The 20961-nt window shown below is 71.7% G+C and carries 19 protein-coding genes; 5 read left to right on the forward strand and 14 right to left on the reverse strand.

All coding sequences use genetic code 11. The annotated features are described in order from the left end of the window. Positions 1–6 precede the first annotated feature (6 nt). From AB0Q96_RS28310 to aroA, 9 genes are all read right to left on the reverse strand, one after another. On the reverse strand, positions 7–1185 hold the full coding sequence (locus tag AB0Q96_RS28310; protein ID WP_365330286.1) for an ATP-grasp domain-containing protein: 1179 nt from the start codon (positions 1183–1185) through the stop codon (positions 7–9). After that, positions 1185–2312 carry a GNAT family N-acetyltransferase gene (locus AB0Q96_RS28315; protein ID WP_365330288.1) on the reverse strand — a complete coding sequence of 376 codons (1128 nt, stop codon included), beginning with the start codon at positions 2310–2312 and terminating at the stop codon, positions 1185–1187. The genes AB0Q96_RS28310 and AB0Q96_RS28315 overlap by 1 nt, the downstream gene beginning before the upstream one ends. A gap of 10 nt (positions 2313–2322) precedes the next feature. After that, positions 2323–3597, reverse strand: a complete 1275-nt coding sequence (locus tag AB0Q96_RS28320; protein ID WP_365330290.1) for an ATP-grasp domain-containing protein — start codon at positions 3595–3597, stop codon at positions 2323–2325. Between the two features lie 46 nt (positions 3598–3643). After that, positions 3644–3994, reverse strand: coding sequence for a carboxymuconolactone decarboxylase family protein (locus AB0Q96_RS28325; RefSeq protein ID WP_365330292.1), 351 nt, complete (start codon positions 3992–3994; stop codon positions 3644–3646). Positions 3995–4030: 36 nt separating this feature from the next. Further along, on the reverse strand, positions 4031–5257 hold the full coding sequence (locus AB0Q96_RS28330) for a M28 family metallopeptidase (RefSeq protein WP_365330294.1): 1227 nt from the start codon (positions 5255–5257) through the stop codon (positions 4031–4033). Between the two features lie 14 nt (positions 5258–5271). Beyond that, a complete protein-coding gene (locus AB0Q96_RS28335) occupies positions 5272–5451 on the reverse strand; it encodes a hypothetical protein (RefSeq protein ID WP_365330296.1) in 180 nt (59 codons plus the stop codon). 88 nt (positions 5452–5539) lie between these two features. Then, the gene (locus AB0Q96_RS28340) at positions 5540–6232 is read right to left on the reverse strand and encodes a hypothetical protein (RefSeq protein ID WP_365330298.1); all 693 of its coding nucleotides are present in this window, start codon (positions 6230–6232) and stop codon (positions 5540–5542) included. A gap of 70 nt (positions 6233–6302) precedes the next feature. Further along, a complete protein-coding gene (gene gpmI, locus AB0Q96_RS28345; protein ID WP_365330300.1) occupies positions 6303–7820 on the reverse strand; it encodes a 2,3-bisphosphoglycerate-independent phosphoglycerate mutase in 1518 nt (505 codons plus the stop codon). Next, positions 7817–9118 (reverse strand): 3-phosphoshikimate 1-carboxyvinyltransferase, encoded by a 1302-nt coding sequence (aroA, locus tag AB0Q96_RS28350; protein ID WP_365330459.1) that lies wholly within the window; start codon positions 9116–9118, stop codon positions 7817–7819. Before aroA ends, gpmI begins: the two co-directional genes overlap by 4 nt. A gap of 257 nt (positions 9119–9375) precedes the next feature. Here aroA and AB0Q96_RS28355 point away from each other — a divergent pair, with 257 nt between their 5' ends. Beyond that, entirely contained in the window at positions 9376–10443 is a 1068-nt protein-coding gene (locus AB0Q96_RS28355) for a helix-turn-helix transcriptional regulator (RefSeq protein ID WP_365330301.1), read from the forward strand. 83 nt (positions 10444–10526) lie between these two features. Here the strand turns inward: AB0Q96_RS28355 and AB0Q96_RS28360 are convergent, their stop codons facing one another. Next, a complete protein-coding gene (locus tag AB0Q96_RS28360; RefSeq protein ID WP_365330303.1) occupies positions 10527–10901 on the reverse strand; it encodes a metalloregulator ArsR/SmtB family transcription factor in 375 nt (124 codons plus the stop codon). Positions 10902–11093: 192 nt separating this feature from the next. After that, positions 11094–13607: a molybdopterin-dependent oxidoreductase gene (locus AB0Q96_RS28365; RefSeq protein WP_365330305.1), complete on the reverse strand. Its 2514-nt coding sequence runs from the start codon at positions 13605–13607 to the stop codon at positions 11094–11096. Positions 13608–13802: 195 nt separating this feature from the next. On the opposite strand from AB0Q96_RS28365, the gene AB0Q96_RS28370 reads away from it, so the two are divergent. The 4 genes from AB0Q96_RS28370 (at position 13803) to AB0Q96_RS28385 (ending at position 17424) form a co-directional block, all read left to right on the forward strand. Continuing rightward, on the forward strand, positions 13803–14447 hold the full coding sequence (locus AB0Q96_RS28370; RefSeq protein ID WP_365330307.1) for a hypothetical protein: 645 nt from the start codon (positions 13803–13805) through the stop codon (positions 14445–14447). A gap of 120 nt (positions 14448–14567) precedes the next feature. Then, a complete protein-coding gene (locus tag AB0Q96_RS28375) occupies positions 14568–15308 on the forward strand; it encodes a YcnI family protein (protein WP_365330308.1) in 741 nt (246 codons plus the stop codon). Between the two features lie 18 nt (positions 15309–15326). Next, the gene (locus tag AB0Q96_RS28380; protein ID WP_365330310.1) at positions 15327–17057 is read left to right on the forward strand and encodes a copper resistance protein CopC; all 1731 of its coding nucleotides are present in this window, start codon (positions 15327–15329) and stop codon (positions 17055–17057) included. A gap of 55 nt (positions 17058–17112) precedes the next feature. After that, a complete protein-coding gene (locus AB0Q96_RS28385; protein WP_365330312.1) occupies positions 17113–17424 on the forward strand; it encodes a metalloregulator ArsR/SmtB family transcription factor in 312 nt (103 codons plus the stop codon). Positions 17425–17529: 105 nt separating this feature from the next. Here AB0Q96_RS28385 and AB0Q96_RS28390 read toward each other — a convergent pair whose 3' ends face one another. From AB0Q96_RS28390 to AB0Q96_RS28400, 3 genes are read right to left on the reverse strand one after another with little or no spacing between them, the layout of a single operon-like run. Further along, entirely contained in the window at positions 17530–18219 is a 690-nt protein-coding gene (locus AB0Q96_RS28390; protein WP_365330314.1) for an ATP-binding cassette domain-containing protein, read from the reverse strand. After that, positions 18207–20018: a phosphate ABC transporter permease subunit PstC gene (pstC, locus tag AB0Q96_RS28395; RefSeq protein WP_365330316.1), complete on the reverse strand. Its 1812-nt coding sequence runs from the start codon at positions 20016–20018 to the stop codon at positions 18207–18209. The genes AB0Q96_RS28390 and pstC overlap by 13 nt, the downstream gene beginning before the upstream one ends. Positions 20019–20021: 3 nt before the next feature. Beyond that, positions 20022–20894, reverse strand: coding sequence for a phosphate ABC transporter substrate-binding protein (locus AB0Q96_RS28400; protein WP_365330318.1), 873 nt, complete (start codon positions 20892–20894; stop codon positions 20022–20024). Positions 20895–20961: the final 67 nt, after the last annotated feature.

Raw genomic sequence — 20961 nt, forward strand, 5'->3', positions numbered from 1 at the left:
CATCACCTACTGGTTGTCTGGCTCGACGCGGAGTCGGAGCGATTCGAAGATGGCGCGGTATCTGCTCTCCAGCTCCGCCGGGTCGTCGCCGTAGACGACGATGCGGCCGTAGCTGCCGCCCTGCGGGTCCTCGACGCTGCGGACGCTGTCGCCGGGCTCGACGTCGAGCGTGACGGCGGGTGCGTCGAGGCCGTCGAGGTCGTACCAGGCCCTGCCGGGACTGTCGGTGGTCACGCACCGGTACAGGACCCGGGTCGCGCTGGGAGCGCTCCGGGTGACGGGACGCCCGAGGGCGATCTCGGCGGCCGCCCGCGTGAGGTCGATGCCGCTGAGCCGCTCGGTCGCGGCGCACAGCTGCCCGCCGGGCGGACGCGCGACGACGTTGACGAGCACCGGGCCGTCCTCCGTGAGCCGTACCTGGGCGTGGGAGACCGCGTGGTCGAAGCCGAGGACGGCGAGGGCGCGGGTGACGAAGGCCGCCACCTCGGCCTCCTTCTCGGGACTGAGCCCGGAGGGGAAGTCGTATCCGGTCTCGGCCTGCCGGGGGCCGGGTCCGACGTGCTGGGCCAGGATGCCGACGACCTCGGTCCGCCCGTCGGCGGTGATGCTCTGGACGGCGTACTCGGGGCCTTCGACGGCCCGTTCCACGAGGAGCGCGGTGGGACCCAGCACCGCGACGGCCCGGGTCACCTCCTCGGCGGTGCGGCAGAGCATGCTGCCGCGCCCTCCGGAGCCGGTCGCCTTCTTGACGACGACGGGCAGGCCGAGGCGCCGCGCCGCGGCGGAGGCGTCCGCCGGATCGGCGGCCGGCAGGTGGTCGGGGACGCGCACTCCCCCGCCGGCGAGCAGCATCCGCATGCGGATCTTGTCGTGGCACGCCAGGGCGGCCCGGAGGTCGAGGCCGCGGGTCCCGAGCCGCGCGGCCAGGTAGCTGGCCAGCGGCAGGTGCGCGTCGTAGACGCTGAAGACGGCGTCGAACGGGCGGGTGGCGTGGAGCCAGCGCAGCGCCGCCTCGGCGGCGTCCCAGTCGTCCAGGTCGACATCCAGCGGGACGTCGACCTGGCAGGCCAGGTCCAGGGGTGTGGGGTCGTCGAGCAGGACGGACCGCACGTCGAGACGGTTCAGGACGTCGACGACGCGGCGTCCGGAGACGCACGCCACGCTCTGGCGTGTGTCGGCGTTCATCAGCAGCACCGCCTGATCATGTCGAGTTGTTCGTCGGGTCCCTGGCACCGCTGTTCGAGGCGGCGGCAGGCCGCGTGCAGGGCGGCCCTCTCGGAACGGTCGGAGGTGTTCAGGGCGAGGTAGAGCGGTACGGGACGGGCGCCCAGCTTGCGCTTCTCCGCGCCGTTGGAGCGGCCGAGGTCGATGGAGGCGACGTCCGTGGTGACGGCGCCCTCGATCAGCCGGGCCGCCATCGCGCGGTACGGCACGAAGGACGCCAGCCGCTCCGTGTCGAGACCGGCCAGCCACATCGACCAGGTCCCGGCGAACTGCCAGCCGGCGAAGACACCCACGGTCTCCTGCTCGGCGTCGACGGCGGTGACCATGCGCTCGTACGGCGCGAGCCGGTGCTTGAGCGCGTGGAGGAACGCCTCGGGCAGGACGTCGGTGGGTGTGCCGCGGTCCTTGAGGATGGAGTGCACCAGGCGGACCAGGGTGGCGGCGTCCGCCGGCTCCTCCGCCACCGTGTACCCGCGGCCCGAGACCCGGCGCTCCTTGCCGAGCTTCCGGCGGAGCCGCCCCGCCTCGAAGCTCCAGTAGTCCGCGACGGACGGCACATCGGTGGCGCACCGGTACGAGGTGGTGAGGTGCGCGGTGGCGTAGCCGTGCCGCAGGAGCCGTCCGCCGAGAGCACCCGCGGGGGCGTTCGCGACGGCCCAGGTCCGTGCGCCGGCCTCCCTCGCCGCCTCCTCCAGTGCGCCGAGCAGCGCGTCGAGCGCGTCCTCGTGGCCGGGCACGGCGAGGGGTCCGCCGTCGAGTGCGGCGAGGCTGTGGGCCATGAGCACGGGCCCGCCCAGGTCCAGCTGGGCGAGCTCCGTCAGATAGGAGAGGCGGGGGCAGTCGTGCACCAGGTACGCCGGGCACACGCCCACCAGGTCGTCGCCGCGGTACGCCAGCAGGTGGCGGGGCTCGAAGCTGCCCGGCGGGGCGTCCTCGAAGGCCGCGAGCCACTCCCAGGTGTGGAAGACGCTGCCGCCGGCCCGGGCGACGGCACGGTTCCATTCCGCGCCGTCGATCGCGTGGACCGAGGTCCGCACGTCGATCCGGTGCCGCCCGGCCACGGCCGTGGTGGAGTCGGTGAGGGTCATCCGGGCCACCTCAGCAGCACGACTTGAACTCGCGGCTGTCGGTCTCCGCCGGACCGAGGCCGTCACCGAACACCACCTGCAGGCTGAGCGCGTCCCGGACCCCGCGCTCCGCCCGGTCGAGCTCGTCGGCCGTGTCGCCGTAGACGACGATGCGGCCGTACACACCACCGTTGGGGTGTTCTTTGGGCCGCACGGTCTCACCGGGCTCGACCTCGACCTCGACGAGGGGGCCGAACGCCCCCGGCTCCGGTGCGACCTCGTCGTACAGGAGGGTGCCGGAGGTGTCGAAGACGATGCTCGCGTAGCGGGCGAAGGCGACGGTGGCCGCCGGGGCGGGCCGCGGGAGTCCCAGGGCCTGGCGGGTGACGGCCTCGGTCATGTCGACGCCGCTGACCGCTGTGGTCATCTCGACGAGACGGCCGCCGGGGCGCCGCGCGTTGACCTCGATGACGCGGAAGCCGTCGGGGCCGCGCCGGATCTGGGTGTGGCTGATCCAGTCGTTCAGGCTCAGGGCGCCGAGGACGTCCCGCATGAGCTGCTCCAACTCGTCGCGTTCGGCATCCGACAGGCCGCTCGGGTGCTCGTATCCCAGTTCCACGAAGACCGGCGGCGGGGTCATGCGCTGCCGGAAGACGCTGAGGACGCTGGTCTTCGACTCGTACGTGACGGTCTGGACGGCGTACTCGGGGCCGTCCACGTACTCCTCGACGAGGGCGCCGGCCAGCGAGCCGGCGGGAGCGGCGAACAGGGCGGCGACGGCCTCGCGCAGCTCGCGCTCGCCCGCACAGCACCGCACCCCGAACGCACCCGCTCCGTCCCGGGGTTTGACGACGACCGGGTAGCCGATGTCCTCGGCCGCCGTGAGCGCCTCCTCCACGGTGGTCGCGAGCGCGAAGCGGGGCACGGGCAGGCCGGCCTCGGTGAGCACGGTCCGTGTGCGCCACTTGTCGCGGCAGTTCGCGGCGGCGGTCTCGTCCAGCCCCCTCGGGGTGTCGACGAGGAGCCGATTGAGGTGGGCCATGAGCGGCAGTCGCGGCTCCGTGTGGGTGAGCACGGCCACGGGAGCCTCGTCACCCAGCTCGGAGCGGATCGCCTCGGCCACCGCGTCCCGGTCGTCGAGGTCGACGTCGAGATGCGCGTCGACCCAGGGCATGCAGTGCCACGGCACCTGCTCGTCCACGAGCACCACGCGGTAGCCGAGGTCCCGTACGACGCTGAACTCCCGTTCGCTGCGGCCTCCGAGCACGACGACGGAGCCCGCACCTCTGATGGATGGATCAGTCACTTGCCGCAGTCCTTCGAGAAGAGGTCGGAGTGGAGCGAGGACGGGACTAGCAGCAGGTGTTGGCCTTCTTGGCCGCGGCGGCGACGGCCTGGACGGCCGGGCGCTGCAGGGCGTCCAGCTTCATCGCCTCGACGATGCCGGCGATCTGGCCTATCTCCTCGTTCTTCAGCCCCAGCTTCTTGGCGGCGGCGAGGAAGGACCGCACGGTCTCCTCGCGGTCCTGCATCAGAGCCGCGCACAGGGCGACCGCGGCACGGGTCTTGGGCTCCAGGGCCTCGTGGTCGAAGACCGCGCCGAAGAACTCCTGGTAGCTCTTGGAGAAGGTGGCGTGGTGCTCGCCGACGGTGGGGGCGAGCTGGATGAGCTGGGTGGAGACGGACTGCTGGGCCGCGGCCATGGTGAGACTCCTGAAGGGAAAGGACGGTGAAGGAGATCAGTTCTGGGTGGCGAGGCGGTGGATCGTCTCCAGGACGAGCCGCCCCGCCTTGTACAAGGCGTCCGGGTCGATCCGCTCGGGGCTGTCGAGCGGCGAGTGGTAGTGCGCCGCCCCGAATCCGATGCCCGCGGCGGGGAAGCCGGCGGACGCGTAACGGCGGTTGTCGGACGAGACCGTTCCCGCGTACAGCGGGATGCCGAGACGTCGGCCGGCGCCGTCGAGCGCGGCGATGATGTGCCGCGGGGCGGGATCGGCCGGACCGAGCTCGACCGCGACCTTCCCGTTGAACTTGCCGGCCATGTCGAGGTTGAGCGCATCGGGCCGGATGCCCGCCTCGTGCAGGGCGCGTGCGTGGTGCCCGGAGCCGAGCGTGCCGATCTCCTCGGCGTCGACCAGGGCGAAGACGACGGGCCGGGGCAGCGGCTCGGACGAGGTCAGCACCCTGGCGACCTCGCACAGCACCGCGGTTCCGCTGGCGTTGTCGCCGGCGCACGGGAAGTGCCGCTCGGGATCGGATCCGACACCGTCGTAGTGCGCGCTGAGCAGGATCGGCGTCGCCTCCGGGTCGCTGCCCGGCAGGGTGGCGACGATGTTCGTGCCCGTGGCGGGCACGCGGACCAGCGGCACGTGGGCGGTGATCACGCCGCCGACGGCGGCGGCCAGCAGGTCCGGCCGTACGGCCACGACCGGGAGGCCGACGGGCGTCGGGCCCTGGACCCGCTTGGTGAGGAATCCGGAGGCGTCCGCGTTCTGTGCCGTGAGGATGCCCACGGCCCCGCGTGCCGCCAGGGCTTCGGCGAGCTCGGCGAAGGCGTTCCCCTGGGGGACCGTGGACAGGGCCGCCCACTCCCCTTCTCCCGCGTCGTCGGAGACCTTCCCGGCGACGGGTCCGGGCATCGGTCCCGAGCGCGGGTGTTCGGCGAACTCGGCGCGGTGGGCGAGCTCGCGGTCGAGTCCCCCGCCGTCCACCCGAAGGGTGGGCTGGGCCGCCAGTCGCATGATCTCGCGGATGGCGAAGCTGTCGCGCGCGGGCGTCAGTCCGTACGAGGTCAGCTCGGCGGTGAGGAACTCGGTGGCCAGGTCGTGCCCGGTCGTGCCGGGCGCGCGGCCCTGCATGTCCGGCGCGCACAGGGCCTGGAGCGTCGTCAGGGCGCGGTCCGCGTCGAACTCGGCAGCCGCGGACCGCGCCGCGACGTGCCCCTGACCCTGGGCTGTGTCCGTCATCTGGGGCGTCTTTCTCAGCAACCGCCGCCGGGCTCACCACAGCAGCCGCCGCCCTGGCCGCCGGCGACCGAGCCGGTGGCGTCGGCCGGCTCGCCGCAGCAGCCGCCCTGCGAGGCACCCGCGCCGGCGGTCGGGTCCGTGGCGAAGCCGCCGGCGGACTCCTGCTCGGCCGCCTCGGTCGAGTTCGTGGTCATGAACCCACTTCCTTCCCACGCATCTGATACAGCATCTGATTCGAACTCTCTTTACTTACACAAGTATCGAATCAGAGAGATCGGCATGTCAATGGCCGCGACCGGCCCGCTCACCCACCGCGTCGAGGAACGCCCTGATGAGCGGGTGGAGTTGGGCCGCCGTCGACGACAACTCGGGCTGGAACAGGCTGCCGACGAAGAAGGGGTGATCGGGCAGCTCCACCGCGCGGGGTGCCTTCTCCGCGTCCCAGCCGGTGACCCGCAGGGAACCGGCGAGGATCTGCTCCTCGTAGTCCGGGTTGAGGCCGTACTTGCAGTGGTACGTCTCCACGGTCTCCGTCACACCCGGGTAGACCGAGGCGAGGCGGCTGCCCGGCGCGAAGTAGAGCGGCGCCGTCTCTCCCACCAGCGAGCAGCAGAGCGGGACGATCAGCGGGGTGGAGGCGTCCGCGTCGTACTGCACGTCCTCGGCGTCCTTGATGTCGAGGACGTTGCGGGCGTACTCGATGAGCGCGTGCTGGAAGCCGCCGCAGGTGCCGAGGTACGGGATGCCGAGGGTGCGGGCGGTGCGGATGGCGAGGAGCACGTTCGCCTGGCTGGCGTACGGCGACCCGGGGACCACCCAGATGCCGTCGTACGCGGCGACGGCGTCGGTCACGGTGCCGCTGGGGAGCCAGTCGACGTCCACGCCGAAGGCGGGCACGATCTCGTCGAATCGCGCGTGGGCGGGGACGCGGTCGCTGCGGTCGCCGACGAGGGCGAGCCGGGGGCGCGAGGTCATCGGGAGGTCTCCGGTCGTGTGGGGGTGAAAGGGGACGTGTCGGCTGTCGGGCGCCCGCGCGTTCCCGCGCTCACCACAAGGGCCGCCCGGTCATGCGCGGCGCCGGGGCGAGCCCGAGCAGCGAAAGGACGCTGGGCGCGATGTCGGCGAGGGTGGCGGGTCCGGCGGGCACGGCGGCCCGCTGCCCGGCGGCCGGGACGAGCACGGCCGGGACCGGGTTGGTCGTGTGACCGCCGTACGGTCGGCCGCCTTCGGCGGCGTCGGTGAGCATCTTCTCGGCATTGCCGTGATCTCCGACGAGCAGCACCCAGCGCCCGGTCGCCCGCGCGGTGCGGCAGATGGCCTCCACGGCGTGGTCGGTGCACTCCGCGGCCTGGCGCGTCGCGTCGAAGTGACCGGTGTGGCCGACGACGTCGATGTTGGCGAGGTTGGCGACCACGAGGGGGACGTCGTCGCGGCCGGCGGCGGAGATCACCGCCTCGGTGACGCGGTCGAGGTTCATCGCCGGCCGGGCCGTGTAGTCGGGAGCCAGGTCACCCGTGACCCTGACGTGCTCCTCGACGGGGACGACGGTCGCGTCCCGGCCGTTGAGGTAGTACGTGACGTGCTCGAACTTCTCGGCCTCGGCGATGCGGACCGAACGCACGCCGTGCGCGGCGAGTTCGGCGGCGAGGCCGCCCCCCGCGTCCGAACGGTGCACCAGCGGCGGGATGGACGCCTTGGTGTCGTACTGGGCGAGGCTGAGGAAGCTGACCCCGCGGCCGGCGAGTCGCCCGTACAGGTCGTCCGCGAGCTGCTGGATGCGGTCGCTGCGGAAGTTGGTGAACAGGACGGCGTCGCCGTCCTGGACGGGGCCGAGCGGCCGGCCGTCGGCTCCCGTGACGACACAGGGCGGCACCCATTCGTCGCCCCGCCGGGTGAGCTCCAGCGCCTCCCGCGGCTCGCTGACGGCTTCGCCCTTGCCGTCGACGACGGCGCGGGCGACCTGCTCGGTCAGTTCGAGGTCGCCGCTCTTGTCGAGCGCGTAGCCGCGCCCGACGACGGTGGCCACCTGGCCGATGCCGGCCTCCGCGACGAACGTGTCGACGAGGCCGAGATAGGCGGCGGCCGTGTGGTCGGCGACGTCCCGTCCGTCGGTGACGGCGTGGATCCGGACCGCCGGCACGGAGAACCGCGCGGCGATGCGCAGCAGTTCCCGCAGGTGCCGCACGTCGGCGTGGATCATGCCGTCGGAGCAGAGCCCGATGAGGTGCAGGGTCCCGCCGGACGCGGAGAGGCCGGTCAGCACCTCGGTCAGGGTCGTGTTCGAGCGCATGCGTCCGCTGGAGATCTCCTCCTGGACGAGCACGCTGTCGTACGGGACGGGCCGCCCGGCCCCGATGACCATGTGCCCGATCTCGGAGTTGCCCACCGTCCCGGGGAGCAGGCCGACGGCGGTGCCGGAGGCTTCGGCGAGGACGCTCGGGCAGGTGGCGAGCAGCCCGTCGAGGTACGGCGTGGCCGCCGCGGTCAGCGCGTTGGCGTCGCTCGGCTCCGCGTGGCCCCAGCCGTCGAGGACCAGGAGGATCCCCGGGGTTCCGGCCCTCACAGGGTGCCCGTGGTGTCGTCGCCGTGGAGGCCGTCGAGCGTCTTCCAGAAGGTCGGGAAGGACTTCGCGACGCATCCGGGGTCGGTGATGACGACGCCCTCGGTGCGCAGGCCGGCGATGGCGAAGCACATGGCGATGCGGTGGTCGTCGTAGGTGTCGATGACGGCGCCGTGGGGCGTGCCGCCGGTGATGGTCATCGCGTCGGCGTGCTCCTCGACGGTGATGCCCATCTTGCGCAGCTCGGTGGTGACGGCGGCGATGCGGTCGCACTCCTTGATCCGCAGGCTGGCGATGTTGCTGATGTGCGTGGTGCCCCGGGCGAAGGCGGCGACGACCGCGAGGGTGGGGACGACATCGGGCATGGTCTCCATGTCGATGTCGATGCCGTGGAGTTCCCCGCCGGTCAGGGTGATGGAGTCGTCCGTCACCTCGGCCGTGCAGCCCATGCGGACCAGGGCGTCGACGAGGCCGACGTCGCCCTGCTTGGACGTCCTGCCGATGCCCGGGATGGTGACCGTGCCACCGAGCACCGCGGCGGCGGCGAGGAAGTAGGACATGCCGGAGGCGTCGGGCTCGACGGCGACCGTGCCGCCGCGCAGCTTCTGGCCGGCGGCGACCTTGAAGCGGGTGTAGCCGTCGCGCTCGACGACGACGCCCATCTCGGCGAGGGCGGCGATCGTCATCTCCACGTACGGCTTGGAGATCAGGTCGTCGATGACATGGACCTCGGTGTCCTGCTCGGCGCGCGTGGCGTTGACCAGCAGGCTGGAGGTGAACTGCGAGCTGACCGCGCCGCTGATCCGCGTCGATCCGCCGCGGAAGCTCGGACCGGTGACCTTGATGGGCGGGCTGCCGTTGCCCCGCACCGCCTCGGCCGCCACTCCGACGCCGGGCAGCGCGTCGAGCAGGGAGCCCATGGGCCGCTCCTGCATGCGCGTGGTGCCGGTGAGCACGGTCGTCCCGTCGGCGTGGCCCGCCATGGCGATCAGGAACCGGATGGGGGTGCCGGCCGCGCCGACGTACACCTCGTCGGCCGGGGCCACCATGGGCCTGCCGGTGGGCGTGACGGTGATCCGCTCGGCCGCGGCGTCGATGTCCACCTCGACGTGCCCGAAGGCGCGCAGCGCGCCGGCGAGGAACTGCGTGTCGTCGCAGACCAGGGCGCCCTCGATGGTGGTCGCCTCGCCGGACAGGGCGGCGAGTGCGAGGTAGCGGTTGGAGTAGCTCTTGGAACCGAGGACCTTCACCCGCTTGTCGAAGGTCTGCAGGGGTCGGATCGTGACGCTCTCGGCCTTCATCCGCAGATCTGTCTCGAACGAGCTCAAAGCCTCTCCCGAAGGTCGTGGCGCCGTGGACGCCGGTGGTGACGCGTTCGAGCCTGCGGTGACTTCGGGGTGGCTGAGAAGCTGCTTCCCAGTGCAGCAAGTTGCCGGGCAACATGCTGCCTCACTTGATCAGAATCGGGCAGCGCGGCCCGCTCGAACGATCAACCACCGTGCTATCTTGAAGAAATTCAATTCAGCAACACACCTGTGGGGGGCGGATGTTGCAGTCATTGGGATTGAACGAACTGGCCCACGAGATCTACCGCTTCACGCTCGACCACCCGGGGTGCCAGGTCGTCGATCTGCTCGCCGGCCTCGACGCACCCGAAGCCGACGTCCAGCGGGGCATCGGCCGATTGCTCGAACTCTCCCTGCTGCGGCATGCGTCAGGAACACTGCTTCCGACCCGGCCCCCGCTCGCCCTGCGCACCATGCTGGAGCGGCAGCAGTCCGAACTCCTGCGTCGCCAGACGGAGTTCGTCCACATCAAGGCCGCGGTTGACCGGCTCTCGGAGGAGTACGAGGATGCCCAGGCCCGGGGCACTCACGCCGGCTGGGAGCGTCTGGAGTCGCAGGCCGCGATCCACGCGCGCATGGAACGCCTCGCCGGACGGACGACGACCGAGTGCGTCTCCCTGCTGCCGGCGGACGCGAACAGCGCCGAGGCCCTGCGCGCCCGCCGCCCGCTGGACCAGCACCTGCTGGACCGCGGGGTCCTGGTGTGGAACGTCTACCTCGAAAGCATCTACAACGACCGCACCGGCCTCGCCCACGCCCGCTGGCTCGCACAGAACGGCGGCAAGGTGGGAACGGTGCCGACCCTGCCCCTCTGGCTCGTCGTCTTCGACCGCACCACGGCGCTCCTTCCGCTCGATCCGCAGAACCCGGCCGCCGGAGCCGTCCAGGTGACGGGCGCCGGATACCTCGCCGGCTTGATCGCGCTGTTCGAGCGCCTCTGCGAGACCATGACGTCCCTGGACGCCCCCGGCGTCTGCGAGGGGGACCAGCCCACCCCGCTGGAGAGAGAGCTGCTGCGCCTCATGGGGCAGGGCCTCACCGATGAAGCGGTGTGCAAGAAGCTCGGCGTGGGCCTGCGCACCGCACGCCGCATGATCGCCGACCTCCTGGAACGCCTCGGCGCTCGCAGCAGGTTCGAGGCGGGAGCGAAGGCGGTCGAGAGGGGCTGGCTGCGCCCCTGTGCGTGCGGCGGCGAACAGCCCCTTCGAGCCAAGGAGGGGAAGGCATCCCCCGCCCCGTCCACGCCCACCGAGGGGTTGGGCCTCGGCATTCTGGTCTGACGTCCGGTCGGACCGGGTAGCGCAGGGGCTTGCCGCACCCGGGGCTTGCCACAGCGGACTTGCCACAGCCGGACTTGGCGCGCTCAGGCCGGCGCGACCGCCAGCTCCTCCACGCTCGGCACGGCGAGCAGGCCGGAGAGCAGGCCGAGATTGTCCCGGCGGATCCGGTAGTAGACCCAGGTCCCCCGGCGCTCGGACGTCACCAACTGGGCCTCGCGGAGGATCTTGAGGTGGTACGAGATCGTCGGCGCGGAGAGGTCGAAGGGGCTGGTCAGGTCACAGACGCACACTTCCCCGTCACCCGTTGCGGACGCGATCATGGACAGGATGCGGAGCCGGATCGGGTCACCCAGGGCCTTGAACATCTTCGCGGTGCCCGCGGCCCGCTCCTCGTCGAGGGGCGCGGCTATGACGGGTGTGCAGCAGGACACGGGTTGGATCACCTCAAGCTGTGACATCTGTCTAGTTTCACAGTTGTCGAATCTTTGCGCAACTAATCTGAGGCGTGACGAGATCCTGCGTATTCGCCTTTCCGGCAAAGGAGATGGCCCTGCCTCCACCGGGTGGGGTGGCGCGGTGGAGGCAGGGCCCGGATGCCCGGCGAGGGGTGTGTTGCGGGGGTGGACCGCCGGGCCGGTCGAGGGGTCGGATCAGGCCGGAGCCTTGGATACGCGGCAGGCGAAGCACTTGTACGCCTGCTGCCCGGAGAGGTTGTCGTAGTAGCGGTCGTCGACGAGGGTGTTCGCCGCCTCGTAGGAGTCGCCGCCCAGATCCTCGGCGAGCTTCTGCGCGGGGCCGAAGGTGTTGGGCAGGAACACGGTGTCCCGACGGATGCCCTCCCAGTACAGCGCCGTGGCCGAAACCCGTCCCCTCGGGCTCTCCACGATCACCTCGTCGCGGTCCTCGATGCCGAGCCGCCGGGCCGTGTCGGGGTGGATCTGGAGGAGCCGGATCCCGTTGAGCCGCGCCCCGGTGGGCGTCCAGTGCGTGACGGAGGCGAAGTGCACCACGCTGGGCCGGCCGGTCATGCCCATCAGCGGGTAGTCACGGTGGACGGAACCGTCGCCCTTCACCCCGAGCCGTACCGGATGCGTGACGGCCTGCGGATTGATCGGGCTGGTGACGAAGCGCTTCTCGTACGTCAGCGTGGGGTGTCCGCCGGTCACCTCGGGGTGGGTGTAGAAGACGGGCAGCGCACCGTGCCCGGCGGTGGCGAGCTGCCGGTCGAGCTCCTCGGTGAAGATCTCGATCTTGCCGCTGGGCGTGAGGAAGCGCTGCCCCTTGGCGGCCCCGAGCGACTCGGCGGCCTGGTACCAGGAGGGATGGTCCTGGTAGAGCGCGCTGACGCCGGGGTGGTCGGTCGACGGGCAGGGCCAGCGCAGGGGCTCGGAGCGCTTCCGCATCCGCTTCCGCGTCATGCCGCCCATGCCCGGCGTGTGCTCGACGAACTCGGCCCAGAGGGTGGAGTAGTCCTTCCACTCCAGGGGGAAGGCGTCGGTCCAGTAGGAGGACGGGTTGTGCCGGTCCTGGCGCGCGAAGGCGTGGGCGAGGTCGATCCAGATCTCGTAGTCGGTCTTCGACTCGCCGCAGCGCGGGACGGCCGCCTCCTGCCAGCGGATGGCGCGGTCGTCCCGCCGCATGTAGACGCCCTCGTACTCCAGCGGCGAGCTCACCGGCAGGACGACGTCGGCGTAGTGGGCCGCCTCCTCCATGAACAGGCCGGTGTAGACGTAGAAGTCGAGCGTGCGGAAGGCCTCCTTGACCTTCTCCGTGTTGGCGGAGGAGATCAGGGGGTTGCCCTGGGTGATGATCGCCTTGAGGGGGTACGGCTCGCCGGTGAGGATCGCCTCGGCGAAGTAGTCGGGGCCCACGGGCAGCGCGGTGCCCACGTCGGGGGTCCGGACGGCGAGTTCGGGCAGGTGCAGGTCGCCGGGCCAGGTGTTGTGCATGAAGTTGCACCCGGTGCCGAGCCGGCCGATGTTGCCCGTGACCGCGGCCAGGAAGGTCAGGACGCGGTAGGTGTCGAAGGCGCCGAGCTGGTGGGAGATGCCGGCGTTGCAGAAGACGGCCGCCTTCCCGGCGCGGGCGTACTCGCGCGCGATGCGGCGGATGCTCTCGGCCGGAACGCCGGTGACCGTGGCGGCCCACTCCGGGGTGTATCCCGACGCGGCCATGTGGGTGCGGAGTTCCTTGAAGCCGAGGACCCAGCGGTCGACGAACTCCCGGTCGTACAGGCGCTTGTCGAGGATGTGATGGAGGATGCCCAGGACGAGCGCGAGGTCGGTGTGGGGCTTGGGGGCGATCCACTCGTCGGCGAGGGCACCCGTCGGGGTCTGCCGAGGATCGACGACGACCAGTTTGGCGCCGGTGGCCGCGCGCCCGCGCAGCAGGTAGTCGAAGGTGACGGGATGGGTCTCGGCCTGGTTGGTGCCGAGGAAGAGGAAGTAGTCCGCCGAGCCGAGGTCGTCCCGGCCCGTGGCGCCGTCGGTGCCGTACCCGTTGGTGAAGTTGCCGAGACCGAAGGTCGCCTTGAGAGCGTTGCCGCCCGCGTCGTTGCAGGTGGGCCCGACGTCGGTGTTGTTCGGGCTGCCGAGGAGCGCGAAGAGACGGGCGACGAGCGAGCCGGTCCCGCGCGGGAGGCGGCCGGTGGTGCGGTTGGCGATGGAGGCGGCCTGGCCGCTGTCGCGCAGCGCGAGGAGGCGTCGGGCGATCAGGTCGAGCGCCTCGTCCCAGCCGGCCTCCCGGAAGGCGGACTCCTTGGAACCCTTCCGACCGCCGGTGCGGATCAAGGGCTTGGTCAGCCGCAGCGGGTTGTGGGTGAGTTCGGCCATCATCGGCGCCTTGACGCAGATGTTGCCCCGCTGCACCGGGTCGCCGGAGGCACCCTCGACGCTGATGACCCGATCGGCCCGGACGCCCACCGAGATCGCGCAGTTCGAGTTGCAGAACTGACAGGCGCTCTTGACCGTACGGTCGGGCCGCAGGGCCGCCGAGCCCTCCGTGTAGTTCAAGAGACCGCCCTCACCGACGGTGGTAGGAGCCGGGTGCACGGGAGTTCCGGCGACCGCGGTTGCCGACGGCACGTTGACCATCAGGGCCGCGCTGGTGAGCACGGCGCCCTGGACGACGTTCCGTCTGGAGACAGGTTGGCTGCTGTGGGACACGTCCGACTCCCCCTGTGGTCTGGCAGGCGTCGAGAGCCTATGGTGATCACCACCTCCTGTCTAGAGATTCATCGAATCAAGGGGCTACAGTGAGGCGCGCCGTCCCGCCGATCCGGACTGGCCTATTTCTGCGTTGACTTGATGACTCGTCAGCAGTGACCGAAGCATTCGACAGTGAACCCGCAGGGAGGTGGGATGGATTCGTGTGCGCGCTCGCGGCCCGGCGCGGGTCTGATCCGGGCCTTCCTGCTCACCTGGCTGAGCGTGGTGCTGTCCGCGTGCGGCCACAGCGTGGCCACGGGCGCCGCCCCCTCCTGGGTCGCGGTCGGAATCGGTTCGACGGCCGTGTCCCTGGCGGCCGCCCCCTTCACCCGCCGCCGCACCTCGGTGCTCGCGAACGCGGGCGCACTCGCCGCGTTCCAGGTCGGGCTGCACGTGTTCTTCACGGCGGCGATGCCGACGGGCGCGACGGCGCACGCCATGGGCCCGGCGCACGAAGGCATGGTGCCCCCGACCTGGGTGGCCCTCCTTCCCACCGTGCCCATGCTCTGCGGTCACCTCGTCGCGGCGGCGGGTGTCGCCTGGCTTCTCCACGGCGGCGATGCCGCGATGGCTCGGGTCGTCGAACTCGCGGGGCCGTACGGGTCCGAAGCCGTCCAGCGCGTACGACACGCCTTCGCCGGCCGCCTGTCGACGCGGCAGCCCTGCCCGGAAGCACTCACGGCGCTCTCGCGCCGCACCACGCCGAGGTGGTCGGCGGCTCCACGGAGCCCGCGGTCCCGGCTCGTCCATGAGGTGACGCGGCGCGGGCCGCCCCGGCGGGCGGCCGCCCTCGGCTGACGTCGGCATCCGCCGTACGCGAGTGTCGAGGGCGGAGACATCACGCCATCACCGTCTCGTCCCCTTCGTCGTGGCCTCGCACGAGACCACCCGGGGACCCGCCACACCGGAGCCTCACCCATGCGCACCTTCGCACGCCTCGCCGCCCTGTCCGCGGCCACGATCGCCGGCCTCGCGATCGCCTCCCCCGCCTTCGCCCACGTCTCCGTCCAGCCGGAGGGCACCGCCGCCAAGGGCGGCTACGCCACCGTGAACGTCAAGGTCCCCAACGAGCGGGCCGACGCCTCGACGGTCAAGGTCGAGGTGTCGTTCCCCACCGACCACCCCCTGGCCTCGGTGATGCCGCAGGCGATGCCCGGCTGGACCATCGCGGTGACCAAGACGACGCTGGCCAAGCCGCTGACCCTCCACGGCAAGAGCATCACCGAGGCCGTCAGCAAGGTCACCTGGACCGCCACCGACAAGGGCATCCAGCCCGGCTACTTCCAGAAGTTCCCGCTGTCCCTCGGGCAGCTGCCCGAGGACGCGGACGAGCTCGTCCTCAAGGCGCTGCAGACGTACAGCAGCAAGGAGGTCGTGCGCTGGATCGAGCCGTCCGAGGAAGGCCAGGAGGAGCCGGAGCACCCGGCGCCCGTGCTGCACCTGTCCGCCGCCACCGCCGACCACCACGGCACGTCGACGGCCACAGCCGCGCCGGCCCCGAAGGCTTCGGCCGGCAAGGGCCACGGTGCCGAGAGCGCCGAGGGGCATGACGACAGCGGCCACGGCACCGAGCGCTGGCTGGGCATAGGCGGGATGGTCCTGGGCGCCGCGGGGCTCGTCACGGCCCTGATCACCAGCCGTCGCCGCGGCGACGCCTGATCCGGCGCGGGATTCGCCGTGACGGTCATCGCCTCCCGTACGTACCGATGGTTCGTCGTCGCACTGGTCTGTCTGGGCGGCCTCTGGGCCGGTGGATCGGCCCCGGCCGACGCGCACGCCGTGCTGACGAGCAGTACACCGGCGAGGGGGGCGGTGATCGCCGCCCCGCCCTCGCGCGTGGTGCTGGTCTTCACCGAGGAGATCGCACTCTCCGCCGACGCCATCCGCGTTCTGGACCCAGAGGGACGGCGGGTCGACGACGCCCGTCCCGTCCTGGAGGGCGCCAACACCTACGCCATCGGGCTCGGCGGGCGGCCGGGCCGGGGCACGTACACGGTGGCGTACCAGGTGGTGTCCGCCGACAGCCATCCCGTGGCAGGCGCGTTCACCTTCTCCGTGGGTGCGCCGTCGGCGGCGACGGGCACCGGGGCATCGGGCGTGCACGACCCCGACTCGGGTCCGGTCGGCTGGGCGTACGCGGGGGCGCGTTTCGGCGCGTACCTCGGCATGACCGCTCTGACGGGCGTGGTCTGCTTCGTCCTTCTGTGCTGGACGCAGGGCACTTCACATCGCCCGCTCCGGCGCGCCGTGACAACGGCATGGGCCGTGCTCGTGGCCTGCACACTGACCCAACTGCTGCTCCGTGGCGCCTACACGGGGTCGGGTCGCGTCGCGGATCTCGCCGACGTGTCGCTGCTGGCCGACGTACTGGGCACCAAGGCCGGCGTCCTGCTGCTCGGGCGCCTGGGACTGCTCGCCGTGGGCGCCGCGGCGTGGGCATGGTGGTGCCGGAGCACGACGGCGGGGAGGGCCGCGGGGAGGAATCGCGTCGGGCTCCTGGGAGCGGCCGTGACGGGTACGGCGTCGGCATGGACGTGGGCGGGCGCCGAGCACGCCTCGGCGGGTCCGCAGCCCGCCCTCGCGATGCCGGCCGACGTGATCCATCTGCTGGCCGCGGGGGCGTGGATCGGCGGCCTCGGAGTCCTGGCCTTCGCCCTGAAGCGCGTCGAGGCCCTGCCCGCGGACGCCGTGGCGCGGTTCTCACGGGTGGCCTTCGTCAGCGTCTGCGCCCTGGTCGCCACGGGCCTCTACCAGTCCTGGCGCCAGGTGGGATCCCTGCCCGCCCTGACGGACACCCGGTTCGGGCTCCTGCTGCTCGCCAAGTCGGCCGTCGTGGCGCTGCTGCTCTGTCTCGGCTACGTCGCCCGGCGCCGGACGAGGGCGATCGCCGGAGCCGGGACGCGGACCACGGCCGGCCACGAGCGGGGAAGGCCCGCATGGCGCGGGCTTCGGCGAGGAGTGGCCGCGGAGGCCGCACTGGGCCTGGGCGTCCTGGCGATCACCACGGTCCTGACGACGACGGAACCGGCCCGTTCGGCACACACGGCGGCGGCGTCCCCGGCCGACGTCGTCGTGTCGGTCGAGTCCGCGTTCGACACCGGCGGCCCGGGAGGAAAGGGGAAGGCCGATGTCGTGGTGGACCCCGGCGGGGTCGGACCGAACGCCGTCCATGTGACCGTGGTGGGTCCGGACGGCAGGCTCCTCGACGTACCCGAGATACGGGCGACGCTCACCTCGTCCGGAGGGATCGGCCCCCTGGCCGTCCCCCTGCGCCGCGCGTCGGAAGGCCACTGGACCGTTTCCGGCTTCCAGGTGCCGACGCCCGGGACGTGGGAGCTCGCCTTGACGGTGAGGAGTTCCGACGTCGATCAGATCACGCTGCGTCGTCCACTCGACATCCGCCGATGACAGAGTTGAGGGAATGCGGTGGCCGCGGCACCCCCGGCCATGAGAGTATCAGCATATGCTGACATCAGTCGACAGTGACATTTTGAAGGTGCTGGGCGACCCGCTGCGCCTCAAGATCGTGACCCTGCTCGCTCGCGAGGCCCTCTGCACGACCCACCTGGTCGAGGAGACCGGAGCCAAGCAGACCAATCTGTCGAACCACCTGAAGGTGCTCCGCGAGGCCGGGCTGGTCGACACGGAGCCCTGTGGGCGGTGGATCTACTACCACCTCAAGCCGGAGGCCCTGTCCGCCCTCGCCGGCGAGCTCGGCCGACTCGCCGCGGCAGCCCAGGAGACGGCCGGCAGCGGACGCAAGCGGAGCTGCTGACCTCCCGGAGGCGCATCACGGGGGGATGTGACGCGTACGGAAAAGGGTGTGCGGTCGGCTCGACGAGCCGACCGCACACCCGGAGATGCCGCGCCGTGGCCGAAATCAGCCGACGGGTGCCGGGCGAGGCACCGCCACCGGCGGATCCAACTGCACCGTCCTGTCGCAGAGTCGCGCCACCTGGGCGGGATCGTGCGACACCAGCAGCACCGTCCTGCGTCCGCGCAGAGCGGCCACCGACTCCTCGACCGTGTCCCGGCTCCGTTCGTCCAGCGCACTGGTCGGCTCGTCGAGCAGCAGCGCGGCCGGTTCGAGGGCCAGGGCACGGGCGAGGCAGAGGCGCTGACGCTGGCCGGCCGACAGGTTCTGCGCCGGAGAATCCAGCCGGTCGCAGACCTCCTTCCACAACCCGGCCTCGTTCAGGGCCTCTTCGGCGCGATGGCGCAGCTCCTCACGCGACGCCCGCAGCACGTGCCGGATGCCGAAGAGCGCGTTGTCCAGGACGCTGCCGCCGAAGACCACGGGCGTCTGGGGCACCAGCACGACCTTGGTCCGCAGGTCGGCGTCCCCCTTCCGGTGGGCGATCGCCCGGCCCAGGACCTCGACGCGCCCGTCGCGTACGAGGCCGGCGGGGAGCAGATCGACGAGCGCCCGCAGCACCGTGGACTTGCCCGCGCCCGACGGCCCGCACAGGCCGGTCGTCGACCCTTGGACGAGCCCGAAGGAGACGGGTCCGACCAGGGCCTTGTCCCGGTCGCGCACCCGGAGCTCGCGTACGGCGATTACGTGGTCCATCGCTCCCCCTCGAAGCGGTTGCGCAGCGCGACCGCCACGCTCAGCAGAACAGCCGTGATGAGCACCAGGACCAACGCGCTTCCCCACGCCTGCGAGACCGCCTGGGGGTCGCCCGAGTCCTGGGACAGGGTGAAGATGTGGGTGGGCAGCGCTTGCACGGGTGCGTTCACGATCCCGTCGGGCAGGGCCGGGGCCCCGAAGAACACCGTGGCGGTGAACAGGAGCGGTGCCGTCTCACCCGCGGCACGGGCAAGGCCCAGCAGAAGCCCGGTGACCGTGGCCGGCCAGGCGTACGGGACGACGACCGACCGGATGTACTGAGCGCGCGACAGCCCCAGCGACAGCGCGCTCTCGGTCATCTCCGTCGGCATCCCGCCGACCCGGCCCGCGGTCGTCAGCGCGACCACGGGCACGACCACCGGCACCAGCACGATGGCGCCCGCCAGCCACGACCGGCCCCACCCCATGGCACTGCACACGATCACGAACCCCGCGAGACCGAGCAGGATGGTCGGTGTGCCGCTGACCACCACGGTCACCGTCTGCAGCACCCGGGCGGCACGGCCGGAGGCGTGGACGCCCAGCAGGATCCCCGCGCCGAATCCCAGCGGGAGCGAGATCAGCCCCGTGGTGGTGACGAGCAGGAGGGTGCCGACGATCTGGTCGCTCACCCCGCCGCCGGCCGAACCGGCCGCGGACGTGACCCAGAACGACGGGGAGAAGGCCGCGCTCCCCCTGGTCGCGAGGACGGCCAGCATGGCCACGAGGAGCGCTCCGGGAAGCAGCAACGCCCCGAGACGGAGCAGCCTCACCGCCGTGTCGAGCTCTGCCCGCATCCGCCCCGGACGCCGCTGCCGATCGGCCCGCAGCGCGGACTTCGCTCCTGACGACCGCCGGGTCCCCCACACGGTGGCCGCGGCCACCAACGCGAGCAGGATCAGCCCGAGCCCGCAGATCGCGGCGAAGTAGGGGCCGGAGGTGCCCGCGAGGACCGGCTCGGGCCCGGCCAGTTTCGCCGTCAGCGTCTGCCCCGGGTGGACGAGCGAATCGATCAGTTCGCCGAACGAGGTCGGCAGCCGTCCGTCCGCCCTGCCCACGACCAGGAAGACCGCGATCGCCTCGCCGAGCGCCCGGGCGAGACCCAGGAGAACGGCCGACCGCATGCCCTGGCGGGCCTGGGGCAGCACGGCCGACCGGACGACTTCGCGTCGGGTGAGCCCGAGGGCGTAGGCAGCCTCGCGGTAGCGGTCCGGGACGGCGGACAGGGCGTCGACGCTCACGGCCACGATCGTCGGCGTGATCATCACCGCCAGGACCAGCCCCGCGGCGAGGAGGCTGTCCCCGCCCGGGACGTCACCGAGCCAGGCGACGGCTGGGCGTACGGCCATGATGCCGATCAGGCCGTAGACGATGGACGGAACGGCGGCCAGCAGCTCCACGCTCATGCGCAGGGGCCGCGCGAGTCGCGGAGGCAGGTACTCCGAGAGCGCGATCGCGCCGGCCCACCCGACCGGCACGGCGAGCGCGAGCGCGATGACGCAGACGACGGCCGACCCGTAGATCATGGCCAGCCCGCCGAAGACCGAGTCCGTCGGATTCCAGGCGGACCCGCCCACGAGCCCCAGCCAGTCGACCCTCCCGCCGAGCACCCCGAGACCGAGGTAGCCGACGAGTACCAGCAGGACTCCCGCGACGGACACCCCGCCGGCTACCACCCAGGCCCACACCCACCGGGACCGGTGCGGGCGGGGTGATGTGTCCGGTGCGGCGGGCGGCCGCACCAGCGTCTTCACGGTCACGGGCTACTTCCCGATTTGCTTGAGGGTGAGGTAGCCGTGCTTGGTCAGGAGCGGCTGCCCCTTGTCCGAGAGGATGTAGTCGATGAACCGCTTCGCCTCGCCCTTCGGCTGCCCGTTCGTGACCATGTAGAGCGGGCGGCTCATCGGGTACTTCCCGGTGGCCACGTTCTCCGAGGACGGTGCGATGCCGTCGAGGGTGACGACGGCGAGCTTGTCGCGGCCCTCCACGAAGCCGGTCGACAGCGGAGCGACGGCTCCCGGGGTCGACTCCAGCTTGTTCCGCGTCTCCAGGTTGCCGCCCACGATGGCGAAGTTGTTGGAGTTCGGCGGCGGCGGGGGCTTCTCCCCGTGGTAGAGGTACTTGTCGAGCACCTCGCGCGTGCCGCGCCCGGGCTCCTTGTCGTAGACGAAGACCGGCAGGTCCGGGCCACCGATCTCCTTCCAGTTCGTGATCTTCCCCTCGAACAGGCCCTTCACCTGGTCGGCGGTCAGGTTCTTGACCCCGGCGTCGGCGACCTGCTTGGTGATGATGACGCCCACCGCGTCGGCGCCGATCTGCGTCTCGACGTAGTCGGTCTTGGGGCTCGCCGACCGGTCCTTGTCCGCGATCGGCTTGGAGCTGAGCGCGATGTCGATCTGCCCGGCACCGAGCTGCGAGATCCCGCCGGCCGAACCGCCCTGCGTGGCCACGGTGATACTCAGGCCCTGCGCCTTCAACGCCTCGGCTGCGTCGGCGGCGACGGGCGCCACCGTCGTGCTGCCGCTCGCCTGGAGCGCCTTCCCCGCGCCCGCTTCGGCGTCGGCGCAGGCCGTCGCGAGCGAGGCGATCAGAACGGCCCCCGTGGCGAGATACGCGAACCTCCGCCGACCGACCAAGCCTGTGGACCCTGCGGTTGCCCTCGTCAAGTCCTCTGTCTGCGAAGGCGATTCCATGGTGCGGGAC

It is taken from the genome of Streptomyces sp. NPDC093111 (assembly GCF_040683955.1).
Classification (GTDB): Bacteria; Actinomycetota; Actinomycetes; order Streptomycetales; family Streptomycetaceae; genus Streptomyces.

Coding starts and splice junctions, on each gene's coding strand:
- AB0Q96_RS28310 (WP_365330286.1), bottom strand. CDS start 1,185: ATGAACGCCGACACACGCCAGAGCGTGGCGTGCGTCTCCGGACGCCGC.
- AB0Q96_RS28315 (WP_365330288.1), bottom strand. CDS start 2,312: ATGACCCTCACCGACTCCACCACGGCCGTGGCCGGGCGGCACCGGATC.
- AB0Q96_RS28325 (WP_365330292.1), bottom strand. CDS start 3,994: ATGGCCGCGGCCCAGCAGTCCGTCTCCACCCAGCTCATCCAGCTCGCC.
- AB0Q96_RS28330 (WP_365330294.1), bottom strand. CDS start 5,257: ATGACGGACACAGCCCAGGGTCAGGGGCACGTCGCGGCGCGGTCCGCG.
- AB0Q96_RS28335 (WP_365330296.1), bottom strand. CDS start 5,451: ATGACCACGAACTCGACCGAGGCGGCCGAGCAGGAGTCCGCCGGCGGC.
- AB0Q96_RS28340 (WP_365330298.1), bottom strand. CDS start 6,232: ATGACCTCGCGCCCCCGGCTCGCCCTCGTCGGCGACCGCAGCGACCGC.
- aroA (WP_365330459.1), bottom strand. CDS start 9,118: ATGAAGGCCGAGAGCGTCACGATCCGACCCCTGCAGACCTTCGACAAG.
- AB0Q96_RS28360 (WP_365330303.1), bottom strand. CDS start 10,901: ATGTCACAGCTTGAGGTGATCCAACCCGTGTCCTGCTGCACACCCGTC.
- AB0Q96_RS28370 (WP_365330307.1), top strand. CDS start 13,803: ATGGATTCGTGTGCGCGCTCGCGGCCCGGCGCGGGTCTGATCCGGGCC.
- AB0Q96_RS28375 (WP_365330308.1), top strand. CDS start 14,568: ATGCGCACCTTCGCACGCCTCGCCGCCCTGTCCGCGGCCACGATCGCC.
- AB0Q96_RS28385 (WP_365330312.1), top strand. CDS start 17,113: ATGCTGACATCAGTCGACAGTGACATTTTGAAGGTGCTGGGCGACCCG.
- AB0Q96_RS28390 (WP_365330314.1), bottom strand. CDS start 18,219: ATGGACCACGTAATCGCCGTACGCGAGCTCCGGGTGCGCGACCGGGAC.